This window comes from Pseudomonas sp. BGI-2, assembly GCF_004310295.1.
Classification (GTDB): Bacteria; Pseudomonadota; Gammaproteobacteria; order Pseudomonadales; family Pseudomonadaceae; genus Aquipseudomonas.
Genome location: NZ_SISB01000001.1, coordinates 197,462 through 222,089 on the forward strand (window position 1 = coordinate 197,462; position 24,628 = coordinate 222,089).

A 24,628-nucleotide genomic window follows, 5' to 3' on the forward strand; every position below is an offset into this window, starting at 1 on the left:
TGATGGTTAATTGCCATGACGGCTGTTCTCGCATGCTTCCCCTCAAGGTTAGAATGCAGGAAATCAGGATGAGTCAATGACCGACAATTCTCTCTCGCAAGCCGAATATGACGCCATCACCGATGCCGCTGCGCACTGGTGCATGCGTCTGCACGCCGTCGACTGCACCGCCGAAGAGCGGATCGCCTTCGAACAATGGCGTGAAGCTCATCCGCTGCATGCGTTCGAGTACGAGGCCATGCTGGAGATCTGGGAAGTCGCGGGGGATTTGCCGCGCCCCGAAGCCTTCCCATCGGTTGCCCGCTTCAAACCTGCCACGCCGTGGCGTACGGTCGGCATTGCCGCCGCCGTTTGCGCCCTGGCGTTGCCGCTGGCGGCGTACAGCGGCTGGAACATGGGCTGGCTACCGAATTCGTATCAGCACTTCGACGCAAGTGACACGGTTCGTCAGGTCACCCTGAGCGATGGCAGCCAGGTGGAACTGAACCTGGGCAGCGAGCTGACCTTCAGCAACTACAAGGATCAGCGCCGGGTCACGCTGGAAAAAGGCGAAGCCTTCTTCAGCGTCAGCCACAACATGGCTCGCCCATTTATTGTCAGGGCAGCGGACGGCAGGATTCGGGTCACCGGGACCAAATTCAACGTCTGGATGTATGAAGATCAGGTGCGCGTTAACCTGATTGAAGGGTCGGTGCTGGTCAGCAGCAACGACGATCTTCCGGGCGACGGCTTGCGTCTCGGGCCGGCGATGCAGGCACGCTATAAACACGGCGACTTCACGCCGCAGATCAACCAGACCTACCCCAACGACAATTCCCTGGCCTGGCGCAGCGGCAAACTGGTGCTCGATGATCTGGCGCTGAACGACGCACTGCCGTTGATCAACCGTTATCTGAACAAACCGATAATGGTCGCTGACTACAGCACTGGCACGATTCGTCTGGGTGGCATCTATAACATCAAAGAACTGAACAACCTGGTGGCTTCCCTGCCCAAAGTGTTGCCGGTCTACCTGACCCGTAACAAGGAAGGTAATCCGGTGCTCAATTCGATCCCGCAACAAACCCCCAAAAGCTGAAAAGGCCGCAACCCTCAGCGGGATGCGGCCTTATTATTGCTTGAACTACACTCTTCTTACTGAGCGGCCACCTTCCCGGCTTTTTCATCCTGCTCGCGGATCGTCTGCGCCTGGTACTGCGGATCCGCGGTGATCTGTTGCTCGGTGAATGGCAACGGGCTCAGCTGCTTCTTCGAAAACGCCAGGGTCTGGTCCCGGGAATACTTCGACGTCGGGTCGCTGGACAACGAGAAGGCCAGCAGACCTTGAGCGTGCGGCCCCTTGTCATCAAAGGTCACCACCTGCAAATAGCTGGTGCCGCTGACGACTTCGAGTTTGCCATCGGTTCTCGGCACACTCTGGATAGCGTTGTACACGCCCAGCGTGCCCGGCCCGCCGTGGATCGGCGTCTGTTGGCCGCCGCTACTGACCACCTGAATGTCGCCCCAGCGGCTGTCATCCTTGAGCCCCAGTTTTTTCACCTGTTCCACCGACGCCAGCATCACCTCGCGAATCGCCTTGAGGACCTGCGGATTATCGAGCGCCAGCCCACGTGGCGTGTGCTGCGGGTCTTTCGGGTCGAACGCCACTCGCCAGATGCCCGGGACTTGCTGCAACGGTTCCATCACATTCTGGAAGTGAACAAAACCGAGCCCGCTGTCCAGATTCGCGCTGCGATCCCACGTTTTGAGGCTCGCACACAACGGAGCCAGCGCTGCGGCATCGGCGCCCAGATCACCGGCGCAAACTTGCAGCAGGTCCGGCATCACCTGCCCGGCCTGGTACACCTGATCATCCATCACCATCCGTTGCAAATCCGCCGCCGAGACCGGGCCAGCCTTGCTCAGCGTGCTCAGCCGGTCCAGGGCGAAACGTGAGCGCAGTCCCAGTGGCTGGCCTTCCTGACTGATCAGGGGCGAGAAACCGGTGAGCGGTTGCGCCGGGTTGGCCATCCACGCCGAGTCGTTGGAGTGTTGTACGTAGTCCTTGCGCAGCAGTTGCGGCAACTGGTCCGCCGCATAAATACCTTTTTGCGCCGCGTTCGGGTCGTTGTCCCAGGCACAGGCGCTGTTGGAACCGTCGAGGATGATCATCTGCACCCCGGCGTGCGGGTCGCTGCACTTGGCCAGTTTGTCGGCACTGACGTTCGGCACCACCGACAGGTTCATGTACAGCGTCTGTCCCTGATTATCTACCGCCAGGGTGTTGACCCACGGGATGCCCTGAAGCTCTTGCACCGAGGCCTGCAAATCTTTGAGGCTGGCGGCCTGGTTCATGGCGTACCACTGCTGCAACACCCGGTCGTTTTCCAGGTTGGCATCGCGCAGGCTGTAGGCGTATTGCTTGTCCCAGTCGAGTTTGCCGGGCCACTGCACGATCGGGCCGAATTGCGAACTGTAGACCACATGGGACACCGCCTGGGTCTGGCCATCGGGTTGCTTCACGCTCACCGTCACGGTCTGCTTGTCCATCGGCAGCGACTTGCCGTCGAGCAGGTAGCGGGTCGGATCCTTGGGATCAAGTTGCAGGCGATACAGGGTGAAATGCTTGGACGTGTCCACGGTGTGGGTCCACGCAAGGTGCTGGTTGAAACCGATGTTGATCATCGGCAGCCCCGGCAACGCTGCGCCCATCACATCCAGCTTGCCGGGAATGGTCAAGTGCATCTGATAGAAGCGCATCCCGCCAATCCACGGGAAATGCGGGTTGGCCAGTAACATCCCGCGGCCATTGAACGAACGCTCGCTGCCAACCGCCACCGCATTGCTGCCGCGATCCAGGGCAAAGCGCTGCATGCGCGAAGCCGCTACCTCAAATGACGACGCGTCGCCGGCCACTTGGGCGACGTCTTGTGGTGGCGTGGCGCCGGCCAGTGCTTCGGCGAACTGCCCTACTCCGCCTTCGACCAACAGACGGCGAGTCAACTTGACCAGATCCTGCGAGGTGATGTCCCGTACCCATTCGCCCTGACACTGCTGCGGCAAACCCTGTGCGCGACGTTCGCGCAGCGAGCGGTTGTACCCCGCGACATAACCTTCCACCAGGTCACGCACTTGCGGGGTCTGCGCCTTCCAGAATCCGGCGACGGCCTCATGGGTGTTGAGCCAGGTGAAGAACAGATCGCTGACCTGGTTCTCGCGCTCCTCGACCGTCAGCTGATCCGGGCCGAAATAGCGCGAACGTTCGCCATTGACGGTGACAATCTCATTGGCCAGCAAGCACAGGTTGTCCTGCGCGTAGGCGTAACCGATGCCATAACCGAGCCCACGCTCGTTTTCGGCACGAATATGCGGTACACCGAAACTGGTGCGGCGAATGTCGGCGCTCGCCTGCTCGGGCGTACTGCGCGCGCTTGCCGCAAGACTCAGCCCCACCAACATGCCCGCAAGGCTCAACCTGGTTAATTGACTGGAAATAATCACGCTCGCTCCTGATCGAAAAGACAAACACCCTGCGTCAAACACGCACCGCGCCTCCCCCTAGGAACGAAACCCACGACAAAAATTTAGGCCCGCAAAGGCGCTTTATCCGGCCATCTCACAGGCCTGTGACGTGACGGTGACGAATTTTCTACATTCGAGCCTTCATTATTTGTCGTGCTCGTACGTCTTATTGAATGAGAGCACCCATCACATTTCCTGGCCGGCTCGGAAAAGGAGTTTTTGCATGTACAACTCGCAACTGCCAACGGACGGTGGTAACGCGCCAAAGGGCTCAGCCATGGGCGCCGGCGTCTTCAATCAACGGGGCGAGCGCAATGGCAACGAACGGATCAGATTGCTGCTCAAAAGCTTTGGTCTGCGAACCAGCCTGATTCGCCTCAAAGTCATCGACGCCTTGCTGACCGCCGCCGAAAGCGAGCGCAGCCTGGGCGTGCGCGGGGTGCACGGCCATTTGCTGGACCTGGATATTCCCCTGTCCTTTCTCAGTGTGCGAGAAGTGTTGAAACGCTTGTGCAGCGAAGGCGTGATCACGCTCAATGCGGACAAAAGCTACAGCCTGCATCCAGACGCTGTAGCCATGCTTCATCGCGACTGATCAGCTCAAAGGTGCGTCGCTCAAGCTTTGACCTTGCGACGCATCACGCCATTGATCACCACCACGACCACCGCCACGCCGATGGCGATGTACTGAAACAGCTTCTCGCTGATGACGCCTGTGTTTTGCAGATACGAAAGACCGAACATGATCCCCAATACCACCAGGGAGATCAGAATCGAGTATTTCAAACGTTGCGATTGAGTCATTGCGAGTTCCTGAACCTGAAAAATGTATCCGGCTTGTATCCGAAAGCATGCCAAGCCCCTACCTATGTGCGGGAATGGGACGCTGCAAACGGGGTCTCATGTTACAGCCGATGAAGAGATTTGGCTTTATCGCGGCGATAACCATGAGGATTTTCAAATGTTCCGTCGAATCACACTGCTGATTCCCCTGCTCGCTCTGCTGACCCTGAGCGGCTGCATCGTTTTCCCCCACGGCGGCTGGCACGGCGACCACCATTACGACAGGGGTGGACCTGGTTATTACCAGCACCGTTAACGCGCATTTGCAAGTGCAAAGCTGATCACTTATAAAAAAACGTACCCTGTAATACTTGTAAATAAGCCCGCTCTTTAGCGTAATGCTGTTCACTTAAGACAATCATCAGTCGAGCGAGAACCTGTGGCGAGGGGATTCATCCCCGTTGGGCTGCGAAGCGGCCCCCTGCGCCCGTTCAGACAGACCGAGTTGTGTGGATTTACGACTGCTTCGCAGCCGAACGGGGCGGTGCGACGTTTCGATGAATCCCCTCGCCACAAATGAGTGCCCGCGCTTAAGTGAACAGCATTAGCTCTTTAGCGGGCTTTTTCGTGTAGGAATATTCCCGCACTACTGTAAGTCACTTCACAAACAACCTCTCTTTTTTCCTTTGAACCGCGAGCTAGACCGGTCACAAAAACTCTGAAATTTTGTGTCTCAATAACCGCAATGAAATCATTCATCGATGATGACTATTCTTGCCTCGTCACCTGAGAACTCACTTTACAACTTCAGCCCCCAAAGGAATTTCATGCGCCGCGCCTTGATTAATATAAGACCCATTCGATTATTCGGGTTTTGCATCGCAATTGCTCTTTTCGAACTTCTCACTTATATGGCCAGCGATATGATTATGCCAGCCATGCTGACTGTCACTCGAGAACTGGATGCCAGTCCCGAGCATGTCCCTTATGCCTTTAATCTGTATTTGGCCGGGGGCATTCTTCTGCAGTGGCTGATCGGGCCGCTGTCCGATCAATTCGGTCGTCGCAGGGTATTGCTTGTCGGTTGCGCGCTATTCGCCCTGGCCTGCGTTGCCGCGTTCAACGTGCAGACCATATTCGCCTTCAACGCCTTGCGCCTGATTCAAGGCATGGGGCTGGGGTTCGTCATCGCCGTCAGCTACCCGGCCTTGCAGGAAGTCTTCTGCGAAGCCGACGCGGTAAAAATCATGGCGCTGCTAGGGAATGTTGCCCTGCTTTCTCCGCTTCTGGGGCCATTGCTTGGCAGTTTGTTGCTGGAATGGATCTCCTGGCGGGAGCTGTTTTTACTGCTGGGCGTTATTGGCGTGCTGACCTGGGTTGCGCTTTTCGCCTTCATGCCGGAGACCGTCGGGACTCTGCGCCACGATGGTCAGCGCCTGGCTGCAATACCCTTCGAATGGCGCGGCATCTTTCGTCGCTATGTCGCGTTACTCACCAACCTGCGTTTCATGACGGCCTCGGTTGCGCTGGGCGTGATGAGCCTGCCATTGATCGCCTGGATCGGACTGGCGCCGCTCCTGCTGATTCAGAACCAGGGGTTTTCGTCGTTTGAGTACGGCCTGTGGCAAATCCCGGTGTTTGCGGCGGTGATTGTCGGCAATCTGATACTCAACCGATTGATTGCCAACACTGAGCTGCCGCAACTGATTCGATACGCGCTTTGGCCGTTTTGTGGCGGGCTCATCACCTTGCTTGTCATCGGTTTCTATGGCGCTGCAACACCCGTACTGATCAGCGTCCTGGCGCTGTACGCCGTCGGCCTGGGCATGAGCAATGCCGCTCTCTACCGGCTCGCGCTGTTTTCAAGCGACGACAGCAAGGGCCTGGTCTCGGCCATGATCGGCATGATTTCAATCGCCGTCATGGGCGGCGGCGGGTCACTGATTGCGGCGGCCGGCGCCGGCGACAGCCACGAATCCTTCGCCCTGATGGCGGGTATCGCAGGGCTCATGTGCCTGCTGCCCTTGCGCCTGTTTCTGCGGCGTTCCCACCTCCCGCTTGCTGCCTGACCCGATAGGTCCTTTGATGATCCAGTTACCCCACACCGATGCGCTTTGCGCGTTAACGCAACCCTATTGCCTGGATTCCGTGCCTGAAGGCCTGTTCGACCGGGCCATGGCGGAAATCAGCCTGTTTCATTGTCACCACACGCCTGGCTATGAGCGCTGGCTCAACAGCAACGGTCTTGATGCACAGGACCTGGAGACGCTGGATGACTGGTCAAGACTGCCGCCGATTTTCGCCAACTATTTCAAGCGTCACCTGTTGTACGGCCCCACGGGCGAAGGCGCGCTGGAACTGACATCGTCCGGCACCAGCGGCCAGAAAAGTCGCCTGCGTTATGACCAGCGCAGCATGGCCGCTGCCCAAGGCATGGTGAGCCACATTTTTCGCCATTACGGCTGGGACACTCCGCACAGTCCCTGCAATTACTTGCTCCTGAGCTATGAACCCAAGGCTGCGATTACCTTGGGCACCGCCTACACCGACCAGTTTCTGTGCAGCTATGCGCCGGTAAACCGTGTCGTCTATGGATTGCGCCTGACTGGCAATGGTCATGAGTTTGATCTGTTTGGGGTGATCCACGCCTTGCAGGCGTTTGCCGAAGAAGGTTTACCCGTTCGCATTCTTGGCTTCCCTGCCTTCCTTTCCCACGCGTTGCAGCACATGGAAGACACCGGCGTAGCGGACCTGAAGCTGCCGGCCGAGTCACTGGTGTTTCTCGGTGGCGGCTGGAAAACCCAGGCGGCGCAGGAAATTCCATTGTCGCAATTGTATGAGCGGATCAACCGCCAACTGGGCATCGACCTGGCCCGCTGCCGGGACGGCTACGGCGCTGTCGAGCATGCAGTGCCTTACATCCAGTGCGCTCACCAGCATTTTCATGTGCCGGTTTATTCGAAGGTCTTCGTGCGCAATCCAGCCGATTTCACCGTCCAGCCCTACGGCCGGCGCGGCTTGCTGGAGTTCGTGTCGCCCTACATTTCGTCCAGCCCCGCGCACGCCGTGGTCATGGGGGATCTGGCGACGTTGCACCCCGGTGCAAGCTGCGGGTGCGGCTTGAAGACCGACTGGTTTGAACTGCATGGACGCGCCGGCACGACCGCCAGCCGAAGCTGCGCAATGGCCGCGTCTGAACTGATTGGAGGGATCTGATATGTACCTGATCAATGGCGAACTGCGTGACGACATCACCCTCAAAGCTGCGCTCGAGGAGCTGCACCCACAACTGCCGCGACTGCTGAATACACCGATCGACAGCGACACCGTGATCGACGCAGCGGCCCGTTTCATCCTGCAATTGCAGGCTGGCAGGCTCGATGTGCGCCTCGACAACGATCAACAATCGGGGCTTGTCGACTTCTGCCAGCGCAGCAACCTGCGTTCCAAACTTGAGCGAGAACTGGGTGTACAACCGCGATCGCTGCGGCGAATCGATTACCGGCAAGCGTGTTTTGAAAGCTGGCACCCATTGGGGCTGGTGGTGCACGTGACGCCGGGCAATGCGCCGTTGCTGGCGTTCTGTGCGGTCCTGGAAAGCCTGCTGGCCGGCAACATCAACTGGCTGCGCCCCAGCTCCAGCGATGAAGGATTGACCGCCCGGTTACTCGCGGCGCTGGTGCACTGCGACACCAGCGGCAAGCTGGCTGATTTCATTGCGGTGCTGCCGGTCGGCACTGCTCAGATCGCGCAACTCTGCACCCACGCCGATGGCGTCGCCGCCTGGGGCGGTGAAAAGGCCCTCAAGGCGATTCGTCAGCAAATCCCGGCCGGGTGTCGCTGGATCGATTGGGGTCACAGGATCAGTTTCGCTTACCTGTTGCCCGACGCGGCGAGTCCTTCGACGCTGGACGCGTTGGTGGATGAGGTGTGCAGTCTCGATCAGCAAGCGTGTTCCAGCCCGCAATGGCTGTTGGTGGACAGCAGCGATCCGGCGGTTTTGCGGGACATGGGTGAACGTCTGGCTGAAGCCTTCACACGCCGCGCTTCACACTGGCCAGCGCTGGTACCGACAGACCAGGAAGCCTCTGAGATCACCACCCGCACCGCCATGGCGAAACTGGAACATTGCTTTGGGAACCAGACCGGCCAGGTCTGGGCCGGCCCCGGATGGAGAGTCATCTGGGATCACCACCAAATGCTCGCGCCCTCGCCGCTGTTTCGTACGCTGCTGCTCAAACCCGTGCCGCAACACTTGATCGCCGAGACGCTATTACCTTGGCGCACGGTCCTGCAAAGCTGCGCGTTGATTTGCGCTCCGGCAGAGACGCCTGGGCTGGTGCGGACGCTGGTCAACGCCGGCGTCACGCGTATCGCGCCGTGCGGGTTGATTCATGACGGCTACCCCGGCGAGCCCCACGACGGCGTCTACGCGCTGTCACGCTTCAGTCGCCGCCTCTCAGTGAGTCTGGCACCGGAGGTTGTATCTGGCCGGGCTACGCTCGATGCGCTCCCCTCCGCGCCCGATACACGTCATGAACCGATCATGGACAAAAACGCGTTCACGACCCAGCCGATCAACGCCGCGGCACAGTTGTATTTTCGCTCCGGGGGCAGCAGCGGTACGCCAGCCCTCGCCGGGTTCAGCTATCTCGACTTTCAACAGCAGATGCGCGCTGCGGCTGACGGGATGTTTGCCGCCGGCCTCGACCCGTCAACGGATCGGGTGATGAACCTGTTTTACGGCGGCAGCCTGTATGGAGGCTTCTCCAGCTTCACCAAGGTCCTGGAACAGATGGGCGTCACGCATTTCCCCATGGGGGCGCCGCACCATGATGACTTCAGCGAAATTGCGCAGATGATCGTTGATCACCGCGTCACCGTGCTGATCGGCATGCCAAGTACGTTGCATCGCTTGTTTTTCAACGAACAAAGCCGACTTCGCGCGTACGCCGGCATCGGCAAAGTGTTCCTTGGCGGGGAGCACCCCGGCCAGGCCAGCCTGCGCCTGATGGAAAGCTGCGGAGTCTCGACGATCCGCTCGGCGATCTATGGCTCGGTCGACGCCGGCCCGTTGGGGCATGCCTGCACGGCAACGGCAGACGGCGTCTTTCATTTGATGTGCGATACCCAGCATCTGGAAATCGTGGATATCGAACACGACGTGCCGGTACAGGCCAACGAGATCGGCCGGCTGCTGTTTACGTCCCGGGCCCGGCAAGGCCAGGCTGTGCGCCGGTATGACGTCGGAGACACGGGCCGCTGGATACCAGGAGCCTGTCCTTGTGGACTCGACACGCCCCGATTCGAGTTGTTGCAGCGCCACGGCAAGCTGATACGGATGGGCACGGAATTCATTTCACCTATGGCGTTGCAGGAAAGCGTCGGCATGCCTGTTCAACTTGTCCTGGACCACGCCCCCGATGGCAGGGAGCGGCTGGAGGTTTTAGCGAACCTGGAGGCCGATAAGGTTTATGAAAAGTTATTGAGCCATGAAGCACTGGCCAATGCCGTGTACGCCGAGCTTATAACGGTGGAGGTTCACGAGTGCGCCGAATCCGAATTCACAAGAAACAATCACAGCGGAAAAATACCGTTGGTTATTGATAATAGAAAATAATGACATCGTTAGTCTTTTTGCCTTGATAACGCCTGATAAAAAAGAGAACCCAGTGAAAACAACTTATTCGCTTGAACAACTCGTGCCTTACATAAGGCAACACTCAAATTTCTACCGTACACACCTGAGCCACTTACCGGCAGAAGGTATTAAATTAAAAGACTTGCCGTTGACTAACGTGGCCGACTATTGGGCTGACAGTAACGATCTGAATAAATGGCCAGTGTTGACGGGGCAGATCAATGACGCGCTGGTGTTCAAAACCGGGGGATCGACCAGTCACGGCAAACTGTCGGTTTACACCTCGGATGAATGGCAAACGCTGGTGGGCACGTTCGGCGAAAGTATTTCCTCGCAGCTGGAAAACGGCGATCGTGTTGCCAATCTGTTCTTCTGCGGCGATCTCTATGCCAGTTTTGTGTTCATCCACGACTCCCTGGCGCACGTGAAACGGTCCATCTGCGAGTTTCCGTTCACCGGCGAAGTCAGCATGGACGTCCTGGCCGATGCGCTTGATCAACACCGGATCAATGTGCTGGTCGGCGTACCGGCTCAGTTATTAAGCTTTGCGGCGTACCTGACTCAGCATCAACGGGTGCTGTGCGGAGTTGATACGTTGCTGTACGGCGGCGAAAGCCTGTTCGCCCCGCAGTTGGCAATTCTCAACCAGGTGTTTCCCAACGTGCGCATCGCCTCAATCGGCTATGCCAGCGTCGATGCAGGCCTGATTGGCGCCACCAGCCGCGACTGCGCTCTGGGCGAGCATCGGGTTTTTGAACCACAGACCTTTCTGGAGATCGTCGATGAGCTCACCGGTGAAGTCATCGACGAATGCGACCGCACCGGGTTGCTGGTGGTGACCAACCTGACACGCCGGCTCATGCCACTGCTGCGTTACCCGGTGGGCGACCGCGCCTGCTGGCGTGAGCCTGGCACAATCCCGATGCGCAAATTCGCCCTCAAGGGACGGAGTGCCCATAGTCAGCGGGTTCGGGTGGGATCTATGTCGTTGTTGATCGACGAAATGCAGCAGATCGTCCAGCGCGTCGCTGACACCGACCAATGGCAATTGCGTATCGAACATGACGGCTACAAGGACATCGTGAGTGTGAAATGGGTGCCTGACGCTAAAACCGTGGCCACCGCCCCGCTGTGCCGGGCGCTGTATGAAGCGCTTGTGGCCCACTACCCCGCGCTCGAGCACCTGAATCGCGAAGGGCTGCTGGAGTTGCGAGTGCTGTCCTGCACCGTCACCGAACTGAAACTTCATCCTCGTTCGGGCAAGCAGATGCGGGTCCTGGACTTGCGCACCTATGACGCGCCATCGCCGGAGACTGCGTGATGTCTCATCTGATTTTTCGACGCTACCGCCCTTGCGACGCCCGCGACGTGAGCCAGTTGTTTCGCGAGGTCTATGGCGATCATTACGTTCAACCGGATGTTTACCTGCCAAACATGATCAGCCAGCACATTGCCGACGGCCGCTGGAAATCCATGCTGGCGGTGGACGACGTGCGGGTTCTCGGGCATGCAGCGCTGTGCCATGAAGCGTCCCCGCAGACCGCGGAACTGGCCCTCAGCGTGGTGCATCCCGCTGCGCAGGGGCACAGTATCGCGACGCGTCTGGGCCGGGAGTTGCTGTTGCAGGCAGGGCCGCTGGGTTTCACAAGCGTCTTGATCAAACAAGTGACCCACCACCCCTACACGCAACGCATGGCCGCAAACATTGGCTTCCACAGTACGGGAGTGCTTCCCGACTACGTTCCTTCGCCGTTCGCCGAACCGCACCCGGAAACCATCGTGATGGGTTGCCACCTGGTCGAAGGCCACGCGCGCCCGCTCCCCGACATTCCCTGGCCCGAGCGTTACCGGGGGTTTATGCAACACCTGTGTTCGCTGTTCGGGACCCATCCGGAAACGACAACACCACCTGCGATGCCCTTACAGATCACGCAACACCATCACCGTTTCGACATAGTCATTCACCGCCTGACCAAGCGCCTGCTCGAACAGATACGGCAATTACCCGGACACTGGATGATCTCGACCCAACTGGCGTTGTCGCAGCACTTTGCCGAGGACCTGCACAGCTTGACGCGGCTTGGTTTCACCTTCACCGGGTTGATGCCCAAGCCCGGCAGTCATGGATGGTTCGCCCTGTTTCATCGAGGGGCACAGCCTCGGCACCTCAACCTGCATTGCCCCTACATGCAACAGTTGCACGACGACTTGCAGCGCAACACCGAATCACTGGGCAGCGCGCGCTCAGCCGCTTGAGTCTTTTCTGTGAAAGTCATTGCCCGGCTGCGCGCAAAGCTCCACGAGCCAGTCGACAAACACCCTCACCCGCCGGGACAACTGGCGGTGTGGGGGATAGAGCGCCGTCAATGGCATCCCGGGTGGCGGAGTCGCTTTGAGCACTTCACACAAACGGCCTTCGTTTAACTGTCGGGCAACGTGGTAGTAAGGCGTCTGGATCAGTCCGTAGCCTGCCTCACACGCCGCCAGATAGCCGTCGGCACTGTTAACCGACACATGCTTGGGCAGATCGATCAACTGAATCTGGCCGTCGACAACGAACTCCAGCCCGTAACGCTTGCCGGTGGTGCTGGAGAAATACTCGACCATCAGATGGCCCTCAAGGTCGGCCAGATGTTGAGGCGAGCCGTGGCGTTGCAGGTACTCCGGGCTCGCGCAGGTCACCTGGTCCAGCATGACCAGCGGCCGCGCCACCAGCGAATCATCCAGCGCCGAACCGCCGCGCAACACACAATCGACGCCCTCACGGATCAGGTCGACAGGTCGGTCATTCAAGCCAATATCCAGCTCGATCAGTGGATAACGACGGGTGAATTGCGGCAATGCCGGGATCACGATCAAGCGGCCGATCCCGGACGGCATGTCCACTCGCAGCAAGCCTTTGGGATTGTGGTGGGCGGCGGAAAACACCGCTTCGGTTTCCTCCAGGTCAGCAAGCAATCGCACGCAACGGGGGTAATAGGCGGCACCGTCGAGGGTCAGGCTGATCTGCCGCGTGGTCCGTTGCAACAGTTGCACACCAAGATGCGCCTCCAGTTGCTTGATCAGGATGCTCACCGACGCGCGGGGCAACTGCAGGCTGTCCGCCGCTTTGGCGAAGCCGCCCAGCTCGACGATTCGGGTGAACACGCGCATGGCGTTAAAACGGTCCATTTGTCAGGTGATCCAAGTGATTATTTAGAAATTACGAACAGTGAAAGCAGTTTTAGCCGGTTTATCTTGTTTCTGTCGAGGTCAACACTAGGGGCTTACACCACAGGGAGTTGATTTCATGCAAACACGTCAATTGGGCAAAAATGGCCCGCAGGTTTCTGCCATCGGTCTGGGCTGCATGGGCATGACCGATTTCTACACGACCGGTGTCGATACCCGCGAAGCCACCGCCACCCTGCATCGGGCGCTGGAACTGGGGATCAACCTGCTCGACACCGCTGACATGTACGGCCCGCACACCAACGAAGAGCTGATCGGCAAGGCGATTGTCGGCAAGCGCGAGCAGGTGTTCCTGGCCAGCAAGTTCGGCATCGTCCGCGATCCGTCCAACCCCGGAGCCCGGGGCGTGAACGGTCGACCTGACTACATTCGCGAGTCAATTGACGGCACGCTTAAACGCCTGGGTGTTGAAACCCTGGATTTGTACTACCAGCACCGGATCGACCCGCAGGTGGCCATCGAGGAAACTGTCGGCGCCATGGCGGAGTTGGTGAAGGCCGGCAAAGTGCGTTACCTGGGGTTGAGTGAGGCGTCGGTGACCACGCTGGAACGTGCGCACAAGGTCCATCCCATCAGCGCGCTGCAAAGTGAGTATTCGCTGTGGAGCCGCGATCAGGAAGAGAACGGTTGCCTGGCCGCGTGTCAGCGCCTGGGCATTGCCTTCGTCCCTTACAGCCCATTGGGTCGCGGCTTTCTGACGGGTGCATTGAAAAGCCCGGATGACTTTGCCGCCGACGATTACCGCCGCTTCAGCCCGCGCTTTCAAGGGGAAAATTTCGCGAAAAACCTGTTGCTGGTGCAGCAAGTTCAGGCCTTGGCAGCCGACAAAGGTGTGACGGCAGGCCAATTGGCATTGGCCTGGGTGCTGGCGCAGGGTGACTACCTGATCCCGATTCCAGGGACCAAACAGCGTAAATACCTTGAGGAGAATGTTGCCGCACTGGAGGTAAAGCTCAGCCGCGACGAATTGCACGCGCTGGAAGCGATCTTCCCGGCCAATGCCACCGCAGGATTGCGCTATCCAGAGGAAGTGATGAAGTTGCTTGACCGGTAACCGACGCCTGGCCCACCCGGTCTGAGTGGGCCAGCACTACCGAATGTCAGGCCTTGGCGCTGACGCCACCATCGGTAGGTGGCACCGTCGTCCCATTGCCCTTGCCGTAAGTCTGCAAGTTCTGCAATACGTAGATCGCTGTCTTGTATTCCGGGATCAGGCCAGTGGCGTACTTGTCGCCCCTGATACTGTTGTTCTGGATGGTGTCCAGTTGCGTGGCGAAATACTCCAGCGCATTGAATTTTGCATCCGGGTCATTCTGAACCCCGAACCGGTCAAACTTGTCACCGGCATTCATTAACGTCATCCACGTAGTATCGGAAATCAGGCCTTTACCTCTAAGGAAGGCACTGAGCTTGCCCAGTTGTTTGGCGGAGACATTTTCCGGGTCGAAACCTTTTACGTTTCGGTGGATTTTCATTGCATCCATTTTCGCCGTGCTCAGCGCGTTTGGATTGGTCCACACCAGTGCCAGCATCTGCTTGATCCTGGCGCTTTGCGTTACAGGCTTGCCGCCGCCCGTATCTTTAACCAGTAAACCTGCCTTGGACGTCCAAGCCCCGGCATAGCCGATAGTCATGACTGCACTCCCGACTGCCTACAACTATTTCCGGTTTTTACAATTTTCGTACATTTAAGATACAAAGCACCAAGTGCCTTTATTCATTGGTCTAGACCAACTTTCCAACATTGGTCGACACAACTGATTCGGCTCGTAATGCGTCCTGAACAGTGCATTTGTATCCACATTGACACCCTTCAGGGGCTGACCGTCCGTCACCCAGCTCCATTCTTGTACGTTCGTACCTAAAGCTCGCCTGTTGCGGGCCGATAGCCCTTTGAAGCGCCGATCTTTCGATCGAAAACCACAATAAAAACGCTGCACAAGGACCGGTCCCATGCCCGCATTCCGCACTATCCAGGCTCGCTACACGCTGTTTCTGGTCCTGTTCATCTTGCTGTTGTTCGTTCTGACAGTGGTCGGCATCAGCCAGTTGGTCGCGCCTAAACTTCGCCACACCGAAGAACAGGTGGCCCTCAACCGCATCGCCGAAGTGGCCGAGCAAATCCAGGGCGAGCTGAACAAAGTTCAGGCGCAACAGCGCAGCATCACCCAGACCATCCCATTACTCGACAGCGCCGCCATCGATACGGTGCTGCCAGGCCTGGTCGATCAGTACGGCGAGTTGAAAGTGTTCGGTGGCGGGATCTGGCCGTTGCCCGGCCAGCGTGAGGCCGGACGCAACAAGTTCAGCACCTTCTGGCACCGCGACGCCTCGGGCAAGCTCGCGGTCAATACGTTCTGGAACAGTGATGCGGCCCCCAACTATTACGACCAGACCTGGTATAAGGGCGGCGTGCAAACCCCGCGCGGCCAATGCGCCTGGGCTGCTGCCTATAAAGATGACGCCAGCGCCGAGCCGCGGACCAACTGCGCCATGGCCATTCAGAAAAATGGCGCGGCGTATGGTGTCTCGACCATCGACGTGACCCTGGGTTTCTTCAACGACTTGATCGCGCGTAAGGAAAAAGACCTCGGCGCAGAAATGCTGATCGTCGAGGCCGACGGCAAGATCATCAGCAACAGCTCGCGGATCAGCGGGCCGATCGTGCTGAAGAGCATCAGTGAACTGGCCAGCAACTCGCCCTTCGCCAGCCAAGTGAAGGCCGGCCTGCAAAACCGTGATCAGTCGCAGCGGGGCGAGTTCGATAACAACGGTGAAGCCAGCACCTTCTTCATGCGCCCGATCGAGGGCACACCGTGGTTCCTCGCCACTGCCCTGCCGACCAAGCTGATCACCGCCCAGCGTGACGATGTGCTCAGCACCTTGAGTCTGCTGCAAATCCCGATGGTGATCCTGCTGGTGTTGCTGCAGATCTACGCGATTCGCCAACTGGTTCAGCGCTTGAGAATTCTGAAGGCCAACATCGACGCCCTGTCCGCTGGCGATGCCGACCTGACCAAGCGCATCACCATCCGCGCCGAAGACGAGCTGGGCGCCATCGGGCACTCGGTCAACGCCTTCATCGTCTACTTGCAGAACATGATCGGCGAAGTCACCCAGGCCACCGGCGCGATGGCGTCCAGCCTCGACAACTTGCAGCGCACCTCCGCCCACACCAGCCAGATTTTGGTCCGCCATGCGTCTGAAACCGATCAGACGGTCACGGCGATCACCGAGATGAGCTCGACCGCCGAAAGTGTCGCGCAGAACGCCGCAGAAACCGCTGCCTTCACCCAGCGCGCCAACGAAAACGCTGACCGTTCGCGCGTCGTCGTTGGTGAAGCGTCCAGTAGCGTGATCGCCTTGATCGACGAAGTGGCAAGCGCCACCCATAAAGTTGAAAGCATGCAGGAGGATGCGCAGCGCATCACCGAGATTCTCGGGGTAATTGGCGCCATTGCCGGGCAGACCAACTTGCTGGCACTCAACGCCGCCATCGAAGCCGCCAGGGCCGGTGAGCAAGGTCGTGGTTTCGCAGTGGTCGCCGATGAAGTCCGCGCCCTCGCCGCCCGCACGCAGGCCAGCACTTCGCAAATCAATGAAATGCTCAAGCGCCTGACCCAAGGCGTGAGTTCGTCAGTGAGCGCCATGGAAAACACCCAGGCCAGCTGCCAGTCCGCTGCCGATGCCACGGCGCGGGTCAACACGGGCCTGGATGAAATGGCCGGTTCGGTCAGCCACATCAACAGCCTGAGCACGCAGATCGCCACCGCCGCCGAGCAGCAAAGCGCGGTGACCGAAGAGATCAACCGCAGCATGGTGCAGATCCGCCACATGGTGGATGAGCTGGTGAAAAGCGGTCAGGCCAGCGAGCTCAATACTCAGCAACTGCTGCAAGCCAACACTCGCGTCAGCGCGATCATGGGGCGGTTCAAGGTGCGTTGACCGCTGCTGATTGACAAGCTCCCTGTGGCGAGGGAGCTTGGTCTGGTGAGGAACTGGCGGTATTACTTCGAAACAACCTCGTATCTCTCCGCGGCAAAAAATGGTCAAAATGTATCTTTTTGGCCGCAACCCCGAGACGAGCCCCCCATGCGAACCCACCTGCGTCTGGTCGCCCTGAGCGCCCTTTTTATCTCCTCCCTGGTCCAGGCCGCCGACCTGATCCCGATCGAAGTCCACCGTGACGCCAACTGCGGCTGCTGCAAAAAATGGATCAGCCACCTCGAGGCCAATGGCTTCAAGGTTGAAGACCACGTCGAATCCAACATGAGCGAATTCAAGCAACAGCACGGCGTGCCTCCGCGCCTGGCGTCATGTCACACCGGCCTCATCAATGGCAAATTCGTCGAAGGCCATGTTCCGGCGGATCAAGTCCTTGCCTTGAGCAAACGCGATGACCTGCTGGGTGTTGCGGCACCGGGCATGCCGATGGGCTCGCCCGGGATGGAAATGGACGGCATGAGCGATGCTTATCAAGTGATCGGCCTGAAAAAGGACGGCACTGATGTGGTGGTGGCGGACTACCCTGCCCATTGATGGGCGGTGCGTACATCGGGCTTTTCTTTTCGGCATTCGGTGCCGCGACCTTGCTGCCGTTGCAGTCCGAAGCGGTGCTCGTAGGGCTGTTGCTCAGCGGGCAATACTGGCTTTGGTCGCTACTGGCCGTCGCGACGCTGGGCAATGTCCTTGGCTCAGTGGTGAATTGGTGGCTCGGCTGTCGCATCGAACGGTTTCGCGACCGGCGTTGGTTTCCGGTCAGCCCGCGCCATCTCGAACAGGCCCGAAAACACTATCAACGCTATGGTCACTGGTCATTGCTGCTGAGCTGGGTGCCGATCATCGGTGACCCGCTGACGCTGGTGGCAGGCGTCATGCGCGAGCCGTTTGGGCGGTTCCTGCTGATCGTAACCCTCGCCAAGGGTGCTCGTTATGGGGTGCTGGCCCTAGCCACGCTGGGCTGGATCGGTTGAACGATCAGGTGCGGCAATTGCCTGTGTTTAATGTCGCCCTAATCATGCCGATCCAGCATCGGCTGTTTTCCAACGGAGTCCACCCATGCCCCTTGCTCTTTCGCGCTGGTTGCCCGGCCTGTTTCTGACAGCGGCATTGCCGGTTCTGGCTCATGCTGAAGGCCCGGAATACGGGCCGGAACTGCAAGGGTTCGAGTACCCCTACACGGTCAAGCACTTCGCGTTCGAGTCCCAGGGTAAATCCCTTCAGATGGGTTACATGGACGTCGCCGCCCACGGCAAGGCCAACGGGCGCAGCGTGGTGTTGATGCACGGCAAAAACTTCTGCGGCGCCACCTGGGACAGCTCGATCAAAGCCCTGAGCGAAGCCGGTTACCGGGTCATTGCGCCGGACCAGATCGGTTTCTGCACCTCCAGCAAACCGGACAACTATCAATACACGTTCCAGCAATTGGCGACCAATACCCAGCAACTGCTCAAAGCCCTTGGCATCCAGAAGACCAGCGTGCTCGGGCACTCCACCGGCGGCATGCTCGCCACGCGCTATGCGCTGCAATACCCCGATCAGGTCGAGCAACTGGCGCTGGTCAATCCGATTGGCCTGGAAGACTGGAAAGCCCTCGGGGTGCCGTATCGCACCGTCGATCAATGGTACGAGCGCGAACTGAAACTCAGCGCCGACGGCATCCGCACATACGAACGCAACACCTATTACGGTGGCCGCTGGAAGCCTGAATTCGATCGCTGGGTCGATATGCTTGCCGGCCTGAATAAAGGCCCGGGGCACACGCAAGTGGCGTGGAACTCGGCGTTGATCTACGACATGATCTTCACCCAACCGGTGTATTACGAATTCAAGGACCTGAAGATGCCGACGCTTTTGCTGATCGGCACATCCGACACCACGGCCATCGGCAGTGACATTGCCTCACCGGAGGTCAAGGCGAAGCTCGGTCACTACGACGTGCTCGGCAAGCAAGTGGCGAAACTGATTCCGCAGTCCACACTGGTTGAATTCCCTGGCATGGGCCACGCGCCGCAGATGGAAGAACCGGCGCAATTCCACCAGGCACTGCTCGACTGGCTGAACAAATCCAATCCCGTTCGTTGATGAGGTAAGGCTGATGGCTGTGCAGATTGCGGTGATCGATGATTGGCAGGACGTGGCCCGTGACGTGGTCGATTGGTCAGTGCTGGACAGCCTCGGCGAAGTGCGTTTTATCCATGACTATCCTGCCGACAACGAAACCCTGGCTGAGCGTCTGGGCAAGTTCGAGGTGATCTGCGTGATGCGCGAGCGCACCCGGTTTGATGAAGACCTGCTGCGCCAGTTACCCAAGCTCAAACTGCTGGTCACTGGCGGCATGCGCAATGCCGCGTTGGACCTCAAGGCCGCTGCTGCTCTGGGCATCCAGGTCAGTGGCACCGACAGCTACAAACATGCCGCTCCGGAGCTGACCTGGGCGCTGATCATGGCCGCGACCCGTAATCTCGTGGTCGAAACCAATGCCTTGCGCGCAGGAAAATGGCAGCAAGGCCTGGGTGGCGACTTGCACGGCAAGACGCTGGCGATCCTCGGCCTCGGCAGCATCGGCAAACGCGTCGCGCAGTTCGGTCAGGTGTTCGGGATGCGGGTTATCGCGTGGAGCGAAAACCTCACGGCCGAACGTGCCACCGAGGTGGGCGTGACCTACGTCAGTAAGCAGGAACTGTTCGAGCAGGCCGATGTGCTGTCGGTTCACTTGGTGCTCAGTGATCGCAGCCGGGGATTGGTCGGCGCCCAAGCGCTGAACTGGATGAAACCTTCGGCGCTGCTGGTCAACACCGCCCGCGGACCGATTGTCGATGAGGCCGCGCTGATCAAGGCGTTGCAGAAGAATCGGCTGGCGGGGGCTGCGCTGGATGTGTTCGACGTCGAGCCATTGCCAGTGAATCATCCGTTCAGAACGCTGGACAATGTGTTGGCGACGCCCCATGTCGGGTACGTCAGTCGACAGAACTACCATCAGTTCTTTTCGCAGATGATCGAGGATGTCCAGGCGTGGTCTGCCGGTGAGCCGATTCGGCTTCTGAGCTAAGACCGCAGCGCCGCTCTCGCACTCGATCAATGTTGATCAGTTCGTCAATACTGAACGCGAAAACCACGTATCCTCTGCGCCCGTTTCACGTCCAACCTCGCGAGGGCAGTTTGTCTAAAGGTATCGCTTTATCGGTCTCGGCCTCGGTGCTGTTTGCCGTCATGTATTACTACACCTCGTTGCTCACGCCCCTGAGCGGCGTGGAGATTTTCGGCTGGCGCATGCTGCTGACCGTGCCGTGCATGACCGTGTTCATGGTGGTCTCCGGCGAATGGAAGCGTGTGCTCGAAATTTTCCGGCGCATCGCTGGCAATCGGAAATTGATCGCCGGCCTGGTCGCCTCTTCGGCCCTGCTCGGTGTACAGCTTTGGCTGTTCATGTGGGCGCCACTCAACGGCTACAGCCTGGATGTGTCGCTCGGGTATTTTCTGTTGCCGCTGACCATGGTGCTGACCGGGCGGATTGCCTATGGCGAGCGCCTGTCCTATTTGCAAAAAATCGCCGTGATGCTGGCCTGCCTCGGCGTGATCAACGAGGTGTATCAGGTCGGTGGTTTTTCCTGGGCGACCTTGCTGGTCTGCATCGGCTATCCCCTGTACTTCATCCTGCGCAAGCGTCTGGCAGCCGACAACCTTGGCGGTTTATGGCTGGACATGGCGTTGACGCTGCCGGTGGCGTTCTGGTTCGTGCAGAGTGGTGAGCAGGGTTTCGGCGTGTTTGATCAACATCCGTGGTTGTCGCTGCTGATCCCGATACTCGGGGTGATCAGTGCGTCGGCGCTGGTGGTCTACATCATCGCCAGCCGGCTGTTGCCGTTCAGCCTGTTCGGGCTGTTGAGTTATGTGGAACCGGTGTTGCTGCTGGGCGTTGCGTTGCTGCTCGGGGAAAGCATCAAGCCTGGGGAATGGCTGACTTATATTCCGATCTGGTTGGCGGTAGTGGTGCTGGTGTTTGAAGGCTTCAAACACCTGGTGCGACAACGACGCAAACCAATGTAGGAGCGAGGCTTGCCCGCGAAGCTTTTAGCGTCTTCATCGGCCCCTTCGCGGGCAAGCCTCGCTCCTACATTGGTTTTGCATGATCCAAAAAAAACCGGCCAGCATTGTTGCTGACCGGGCTTTCTTACATCTGATGCGGCTTATTCGGTGGCGAGTACACCACGACGAACCTGATCACGTTCGATCGATTCGAACAGCGCCTTGAAATTACCTTCGCCGAAACCATCGTCGCCTTTACGCTGGATGAACTCAAAGAACACCGGGCCCATCAGGGTTTCCGAGAAGATCTGCAGTAGCAGGCGCTTGTCGCCCGACTCGGACGAACCGTCCAGCAGGATCCCTCGCGATTGCAGCTGATCGACCGGCTCACCGTGGTTCGGCAAACGGCCTTCGAGCATTTCGTAGTAGGTTTGCGGTGGCGCGGTCATGAAGCGCATGCCGATGCTCTTCAGGTGATCCCAGGTCTTGATCAGGTCATCGCTGAGGAAGGCCACGTGCTGGATGCCTTCACCGTTGAACTGCATCAGGAACTCTTCGATCTGCCCGGCACCCTTGGACGATTCTTCGTTTAACGGGATGCGGATCATGCCGTCCGGCGCGGTCATGGCCTTGGAGGTCAGGCCGGTGTATTCACCCTTGATGTCGAAGTAACGGATCTCACGGAAGTTGAACAGCTTCTCGTAGAAGTTGGCCCAGTACGCCATCCGACCGCGATAAACGTTGTGGGTCAGGTGGTCGATGATTTTCAGACCAGCACCGACCGGGTTACGGTCCACACCTTCGATGAACACGAAGTCGATGTCGTAGATCGAGCTGCCTTCGCCGAAACGGTCGATCAGGTACAGCGGCGCGCCGCCGATGCCTTTGATCGCTGGCAGGTTCAGCTCCATCGGGCCGGTTTCGATGTGGATCGGCTGGGCGCCGATTTCCAGTGCGCGCTTGTAGGCCAGCTGCGAATCCTTGACGCGGAACGCCATCCCGCACACCGACGGGCCGTGTTCGGCCGCGAAGTATGAAGCGACGCTGTGCGGTTCGTTGTTGAGGATCAGGTTGATCTGGCCCTGGCGATACAGGTGCACGTCTTTGGAGCGGTGGGTCGCGACCTTGGTGAAGCCCATGATCTCGAAGATCGGCTCCAGGGTGTTCGGGGTCGGCGATGCGAGCTCGATGAATTCAAAGCCCATCAGGCCCATTGGGTTTTCGTATAAATCTGCCATTTTGGCGCCTCATCATTTTTTAGAATTAACGGAACGTTAGTTGCTAATAATGCTGAAGCCGGCGGGTGGCGCGCAGGAGATGCCCCGCACGCTGCGGGCGAGGAAGTCACCGTAGATCAATTGAAACCCGAAACTTTTCATTGTCGACCCAAGGCTGATGCGGGCGAGGCTTCTGCTTCCAGAAGACGATTATTATTGTATGCGTAACCCGATTCTACACAGCGTAAATAGGTTTGTCCGCCTTCTGTATCAAATCCCCTTTTTCCCTGCTCGCGCAAGGGGTTTGTTGCACAGGAAAATCCCGGCGAGAATCAGCCCTCCTCCCAGGCACATCGCCAGCGTCAACTGCTCGCCCAACAGCAACGCGCCGAGGATCACGGCAGTCAGCGGATTCAAGGCAATGAACACCCCCGAACGTGTCGCGCCGATTTGGCGAATGCCGTCGTAATAGCCGATGTAGGCCAGCGCCGAGCCCAACACGCCCAGGTACATCAGGCTCAGCCATTGTTGCGGGCCGAGACCGATAAGCGCGCTGACACTCAGTTCACCGCGCACCGCACTGGTCACCCAGAGCATCAGCGTACCCAGCAGAATCGAATACGTCACTGTCTGCACCGGCCCCAGCGTCTGGTTCAGGTCCTTGGAGAACAGCGAGTAAATCCCCCAGCCGAGCACGCAACCGAAAATCAGCAGGTCACCGATCCAGGCGTTAGCATTGCCGGCCAGCAGTTGCGGGTTTCGGCTGACGATCACCAGACTCGCCCCGGCTATGCACACCGCGATCCCGACGACCTTCGTCCGGCTCAAGCGCTCCTTGAAAAGCAGCCATGACGCCAGTCCGATCACGGCGGGGTTCAGCGCCACGATCAACGACGCTCGCGAAGCATTGATGTAATGCAGCCCGTAAAAAAAACACAGGTTGTAGAAGAAGATCCCGAAGAACCCCAACAGTGTCAGTTGCAGCCATTGCCTGGGGCTCGGTTTCGCCAATGGCACGCGGGCCAGCAGCAAAAACACCAGCAACGCCACGCTGGCCAGCAGGAATCTCAGGCTGGCGGCAAACAACGGGCTGAGGCTGTCCGCGAGAAACCGGCCGGCCACGAACGTCCCGCCCCAGATCATGGTGACGGCAGCGAGTTTCAGATACACCGGGACATCCGATGACATGGTTTGCGCATAGCTATTCATAAGGCGTCAGGACTTTAATCGGGGGTAGATGACGTATCATTGGATTAATGCGCGATCATCGTAAAATGAGTAAAGACTCATGACCCTGACACAACTCGAGATTTTCTCGCTGGTCGCCGAACTGCGCGGCTTCACAATGGCGGCCAATCGGTTGGGGATTTCCCAATCGGCGGTGTCTCACGCCCTGAAGTCGCTGGAACAGGAATTGGGGGTCGAGTTGTTCAGGCGCCACCAGTCTCAAATCGAACTGAGCGACATCGGCCAACAGCTCTTATCGCGCGCCAGGGCGATGCTCGGGTTGGCCAACACCTTGCGCCAGGAAGCCGCCGACGCCCGCGGAATGAAGCATGGCACCCTGCGTATCGGCTCGTTCGGCCCGACTTCATCGATCAAACTGCTGCCACAGATCCTGCAGCACTACCGCCCCGCTCACCCCGGTATCGAAGTCCACATCGACGAAGGACCGGACCGTCAGATTCTCCAGTGGCTGGAAGAGCGGCGAATCGATATCGGTTTCGTGGTGCTGCCCGAAGATCGTTTCGACACCTTCCCACTGATCGAAGACCGGATGGTCGCCCTGCTGCCCGCCGGTCATCCGCTGGTGGGTCGCGACAGCCTGAGTTTGAGCGACTTGTGTCACGACCCGTTCGTGCTGACCGAAGCCGGATCTTCGGAGCTGGTTTCACGGCTGTTCAGTGCTGCCCGGTTGACACCGAACATCCGTTATCGCTGCTCGCAGCTACTCAGCACCCTCGACACCGTGGGCCGTGGCGATGCCGTGACCGTTGTCGCCGAAGGCTCGTTGCCCGACGACAACGACAGCCGCTACGTGAAAAAACCGCTGTCGCCACCCGTTACTCGGCAGGTGTGCCTGGCGGTGCTCGACCAGCGTCAGTCGTCGCCCGCAACGCTGGCGTTTATTCAACTGGCTTCAAGCCTGAGCTATCGTTGAGCGGCAAAAGGATCGACGACCATCTATCATGCCCACTACCTGAACTCTTTTTGGGGGACGTGCCGT

At 58.8% G+C, this 24,628-nt stretch carries 21 protein-coding genes and 2 pseudogenes; 17 read left to right on the forward strand and 6 right to left on the reverse strand.

The window, feature by feature from the left end:
- Positions 1-76: 76 nt before the first annotated feature.
- Positions 77-1,078: a FecR family protein gene (locus EYC95_RS00860; RefSeq protein ID WP_131058664.1), complete on the forward strand. Its 1,002-nt coding sequence runs from the start codon at positions 77-79 to the stop codon at positions 1,076-1,078.
- Between the two features lie 56 nt (positions 1,079-1,134).
- Here the strand turns inward: EYC95_RS00860 and EYC95_RS00865 are convergent, their stop codons facing one another.
- The gene (locus tag EYC95_RS00865; RefSeq protein ID WP_131058665.1) at positions 1,135-3,480 is read right to left on the reverse strand and encodes an acylase; all 2,346 of its coding nucleotides are present in this window, start codon (positions 3,478-3,480) and stop codon (positions 1,135-1,137) included.
- A 244-nt stretch (positions 3,481-3,724) separates the two neighbouring features.
- On the opposite strand from EYC95_RS00865, the gene EYC95_RS00870 reads away from it, so the two are divergent.
- The gene (locus tag EYC95_RS00870) at positions 3,725-4,096 is read left to right on the forward strand and encodes a fe2+ zn2+ uptake regulation protein (RefSeq protein WP_131058666.1); all 372 of its coding nucleotides are present in this window, start codon (positions 3,725-3,727) and stop codon (positions 4,094-4,096) included.
- 20 nt (positions 4,097-4,116) lie between these two features.
- Here EYC95_RS00870 and EYC95_RS00875 read toward each other — a convergent pair whose 3' ends face one another.
- Positions 4,117-4,305, reverse strand: coding sequence for a hypothetical protein (locus EYC95_RS00875; protein WP_131058667.1), 189 nt, complete (start codon positions 4,303-4,305; stop codon positions 4,117-4,119).
- Between the two features lie 157 nt (positions 4,306-4,462).
- Between EYC95_RS00875 and EYC95_RS30080 the strand changes: the two genes are divergently transcribed.
- The 6 genes from EYC95_RS30080 (at position 4,463) to EYC95_RS00900 (ending at position 12,181) form a co-directional block, all read left to right on the forward strand.
- Entirely contained in the window at positions 4,463-4,600 is a 138-nt protein-coding gene (locus EYC95_RS30080) for a hypothetical protein (protein WP_165557409.1), read from the forward strand.
- Positions 4,601-5,111: 511 nt separating this feature from the next.
- Positions 5,112-6,353: an MFS transporter gene (locus EYC95_RS00880; protein ID WP_131058668.1), complete on the forward strand. Its 1,242-nt coding sequence runs from the start codon at positions 5,112-5,114 to the stop codon at positions 6,351-6,353.
- 16 nt (positions 6,354-6,369) lie between these two features.
- Positions 6,370-7,500, forward strand: a complete 1,131-nt coding sequence (locus EYC95_RS00885) for an acyl-protein synthase (protein ID WP_131058669.1) — start codon at positions 6,370-6,372, stop codon at positions 7,498-7,500.
- A 1-nt stretch (position 7,501) separates the two neighbouring features.
- Entirely contained in the window at positions 7,502-9,904 is a 2,403-nt protein-coding gene (locus EYC95_RS00890; RefSeq protein ID WP_131058670.1) for an aldehyde dehydrogenase family protein, read from the forward strand.
- A 52-nt stretch (positions 9,905-9,956) separates the two neighbouring features.
- Positions 9,957-11,246, forward strand: coding sequence for a phenylacetate--CoA ligase family protein (locus tag EYC95_RS00895; RefSeq protein WP_131058671.1), 1,290 nt, complete (start codon positions 9,957-9,959; stop codon positions 11,244-11,246).
- On the forward strand, positions 11,246-12,181 hold the full coding sequence (locus EYC95_RS00900; protein WP_131058672.1) for a GNAT family N-acetyltransferase: 936 nt from the start codon (positions 11,246-11,248) through the stop codon (positions 12,179-12,181). Before EYC95_RS00895 ends, EYC95_RS00900 begins: the two co-directional genes overlap by 1 nt.
- On the opposite strand, the gene EYC95_RS00905 is transcribed toward EYC95_RS00900, so the two are convergent.
- Positions 12,170-13,096 carry a LysR family transcriptional regulator gene (locus EYC95_RS00905; protein WP_131058673.1) on the reverse strand — a complete coding sequence of 309 codons (927 nt, stop codon included), beginning with the start codon at positions 13,094-13,096 and terminating at the stop codon, positions 12,170-12,172. The two genes, EYC95_RS00900 and EYC95_RS00905, sit on opposite strands and share 12 nt — an antisense overlap.
- A 118-nt stretch (positions 13,097-13,214) precedes the next feature.
- Between EYC95_RS00905 and EYC95_RS00910 the strand changes: the two genes are divergently transcribed.
- Positions 13,215-14,210, forward strand: coding sequence for an aldo/keto reductase (locus tag EYC95_RS00910; protein ID WP_131058674.1), 996 nt, complete (start codon positions 13,215-13,217; stop codon positions 14,208-14,210).
- Between the two features lie 46 nt (positions 14,211-14,256).
- Here the strand turns inward: EYC95_RS00910 and EYC95_RS00915 are convergent, their stop codons facing one another.
- A complete protein-coding gene (locus tag EYC95_RS00915) occupies positions 14,257-14,790 on the reverse strand; it encodes a hypothetical protein (RefSeq protein ID WP_131058675.1) in 534 nt (177 codons plus the stop codon).
- Positions 14,791-15,109: 319 nt separating this feature from the next.
- Between EYC95_RS00915 and EYC95_RS30940 the strand changes: the two are divergent.
- The 7 genes and pseudogenes from EYC95_RS30940 to rarD all read left to right on the forward strand — a co-directional run.
- Positions 15,110-16,240 (forward strand): annotated as a pseudogene (locus tag EYC95_RS30940) (cache and HAMP domain-containing protein); the annotation flags it as partial.
- A 336-nt stretch (positions 16,241-16,576) separates the two neighbouring features.
- Positions 16,577-17,101: pseudogene (locus EYC95_RS30945) on the forward strand (methyl-accepting chemotaxis protein); the annotation flags it as partial.
- Positions 17,102-17,248: 147 nt separating this feature from the next.
- Positions 17,249-17,695, forward strand: a complete 447-nt coding sequence (locus EYC95_RS00925; RefSeq protein WP_131058677.1) for a DUF411 domain-containing protein — start codon at positions 17,249-17,251, stop codon at positions 17,693-17,695.
- Complete coding sequence (locus tag EYC95_RS00930; RefSeq protein ID WP_131058678.1) at positions 17,695-18,129, forward strand: YqaA family protein; 435 nt, start codon at positions 17,695-17,697, stop codon at positions 18,127-18,129. Before EYC95_RS00925 ends, EYC95_RS00930 begins: the two co-directional genes overlap by 1 nt.
- A gap of 85 nt (positions 18,130-18,214) precedes the next feature.
- On the forward strand, positions 18,215-19,240 hold the full coding sequence (locus tag EYC95_RS00935; protein WP_131058679.1) for an alpha/beta fold hydrolase: 1,026 nt from the start codon (positions 18,215-18,217) through the stop codon (positions 19,238-19,240).
- A gap of 13 nt (positions 19,241-19,253) precedes the next feature.
- Positions 19,254-20,207 carry a D-2-hydroxyacid dehydrogenase family protein gene (locus tag EYC95_RS00940; RefSeq protein WP_131058680.1) on the forward strand — a complete coding sequence of 318 codons (954 nt, stop codon included), beginning with the start codon at positions 19,254-19,256 and terminating at the stop codon, positions 20,205-20,207.
- 110 nt (positions 20,208-20,317) lie between these two features.
- Positions 20,318-21,205, forward strand: a complete 888-nt coding sequence (gene rarD, locus EYC95_RS00945; RefSeq protein ID WP_131058681.1) for an EamA family transporter RarD — start codon at positions 20,318-20,320, stop codon at positions 21,203-21,205.
- Between the two features lie 140 nt (positions 21,206-21,345).
- Here rarD and hppD read toward each other — a convergent pair whose 3' ends face one another.
- Positions 21,346-22,422, reverse strand: a complete 1,077-nt coding sequence (gene hppD / locus EYC95_RS00950; RefSeq protein WP_131058682.1) for a 4-hydroxyphenylpyruvate dioxygenase — start codon at positions 22,420-22,422, stop codon at positions 21,346-21,348.
- A gap of 249 nt (positions 22,423-22,671) precedes the next feature.
- On the reverse strand, positions 22,672-23,610 hold the full coding sequence (locus EYC95_RS00955) for a DMT family transporter (RefSeq protein ID WP_131058683.1): 939 nt from the start codon (positions 23,608-23,610) through the stop codon (positions 22,672-22,674).
- Between the two features lie 79 nt (positions 23,611-23,689).
- Here EYC95_RS00955 and EYC95_RS00960 point away from each other — a divergent pair, with 79 nt between their 5' ends.
- A complete protein-coding gene (locus tag EYC95_RS00960; protein ID WP_131058684.1) occupies positions 23,690-24,562 on the forward strand; it encodes a LysR family transcriptional regulator in 873 nt (290 codons plus the stop codon).
- The last annotated feature ends 66 nt before the right edge of the window (positions 24,563-24,628 follow it).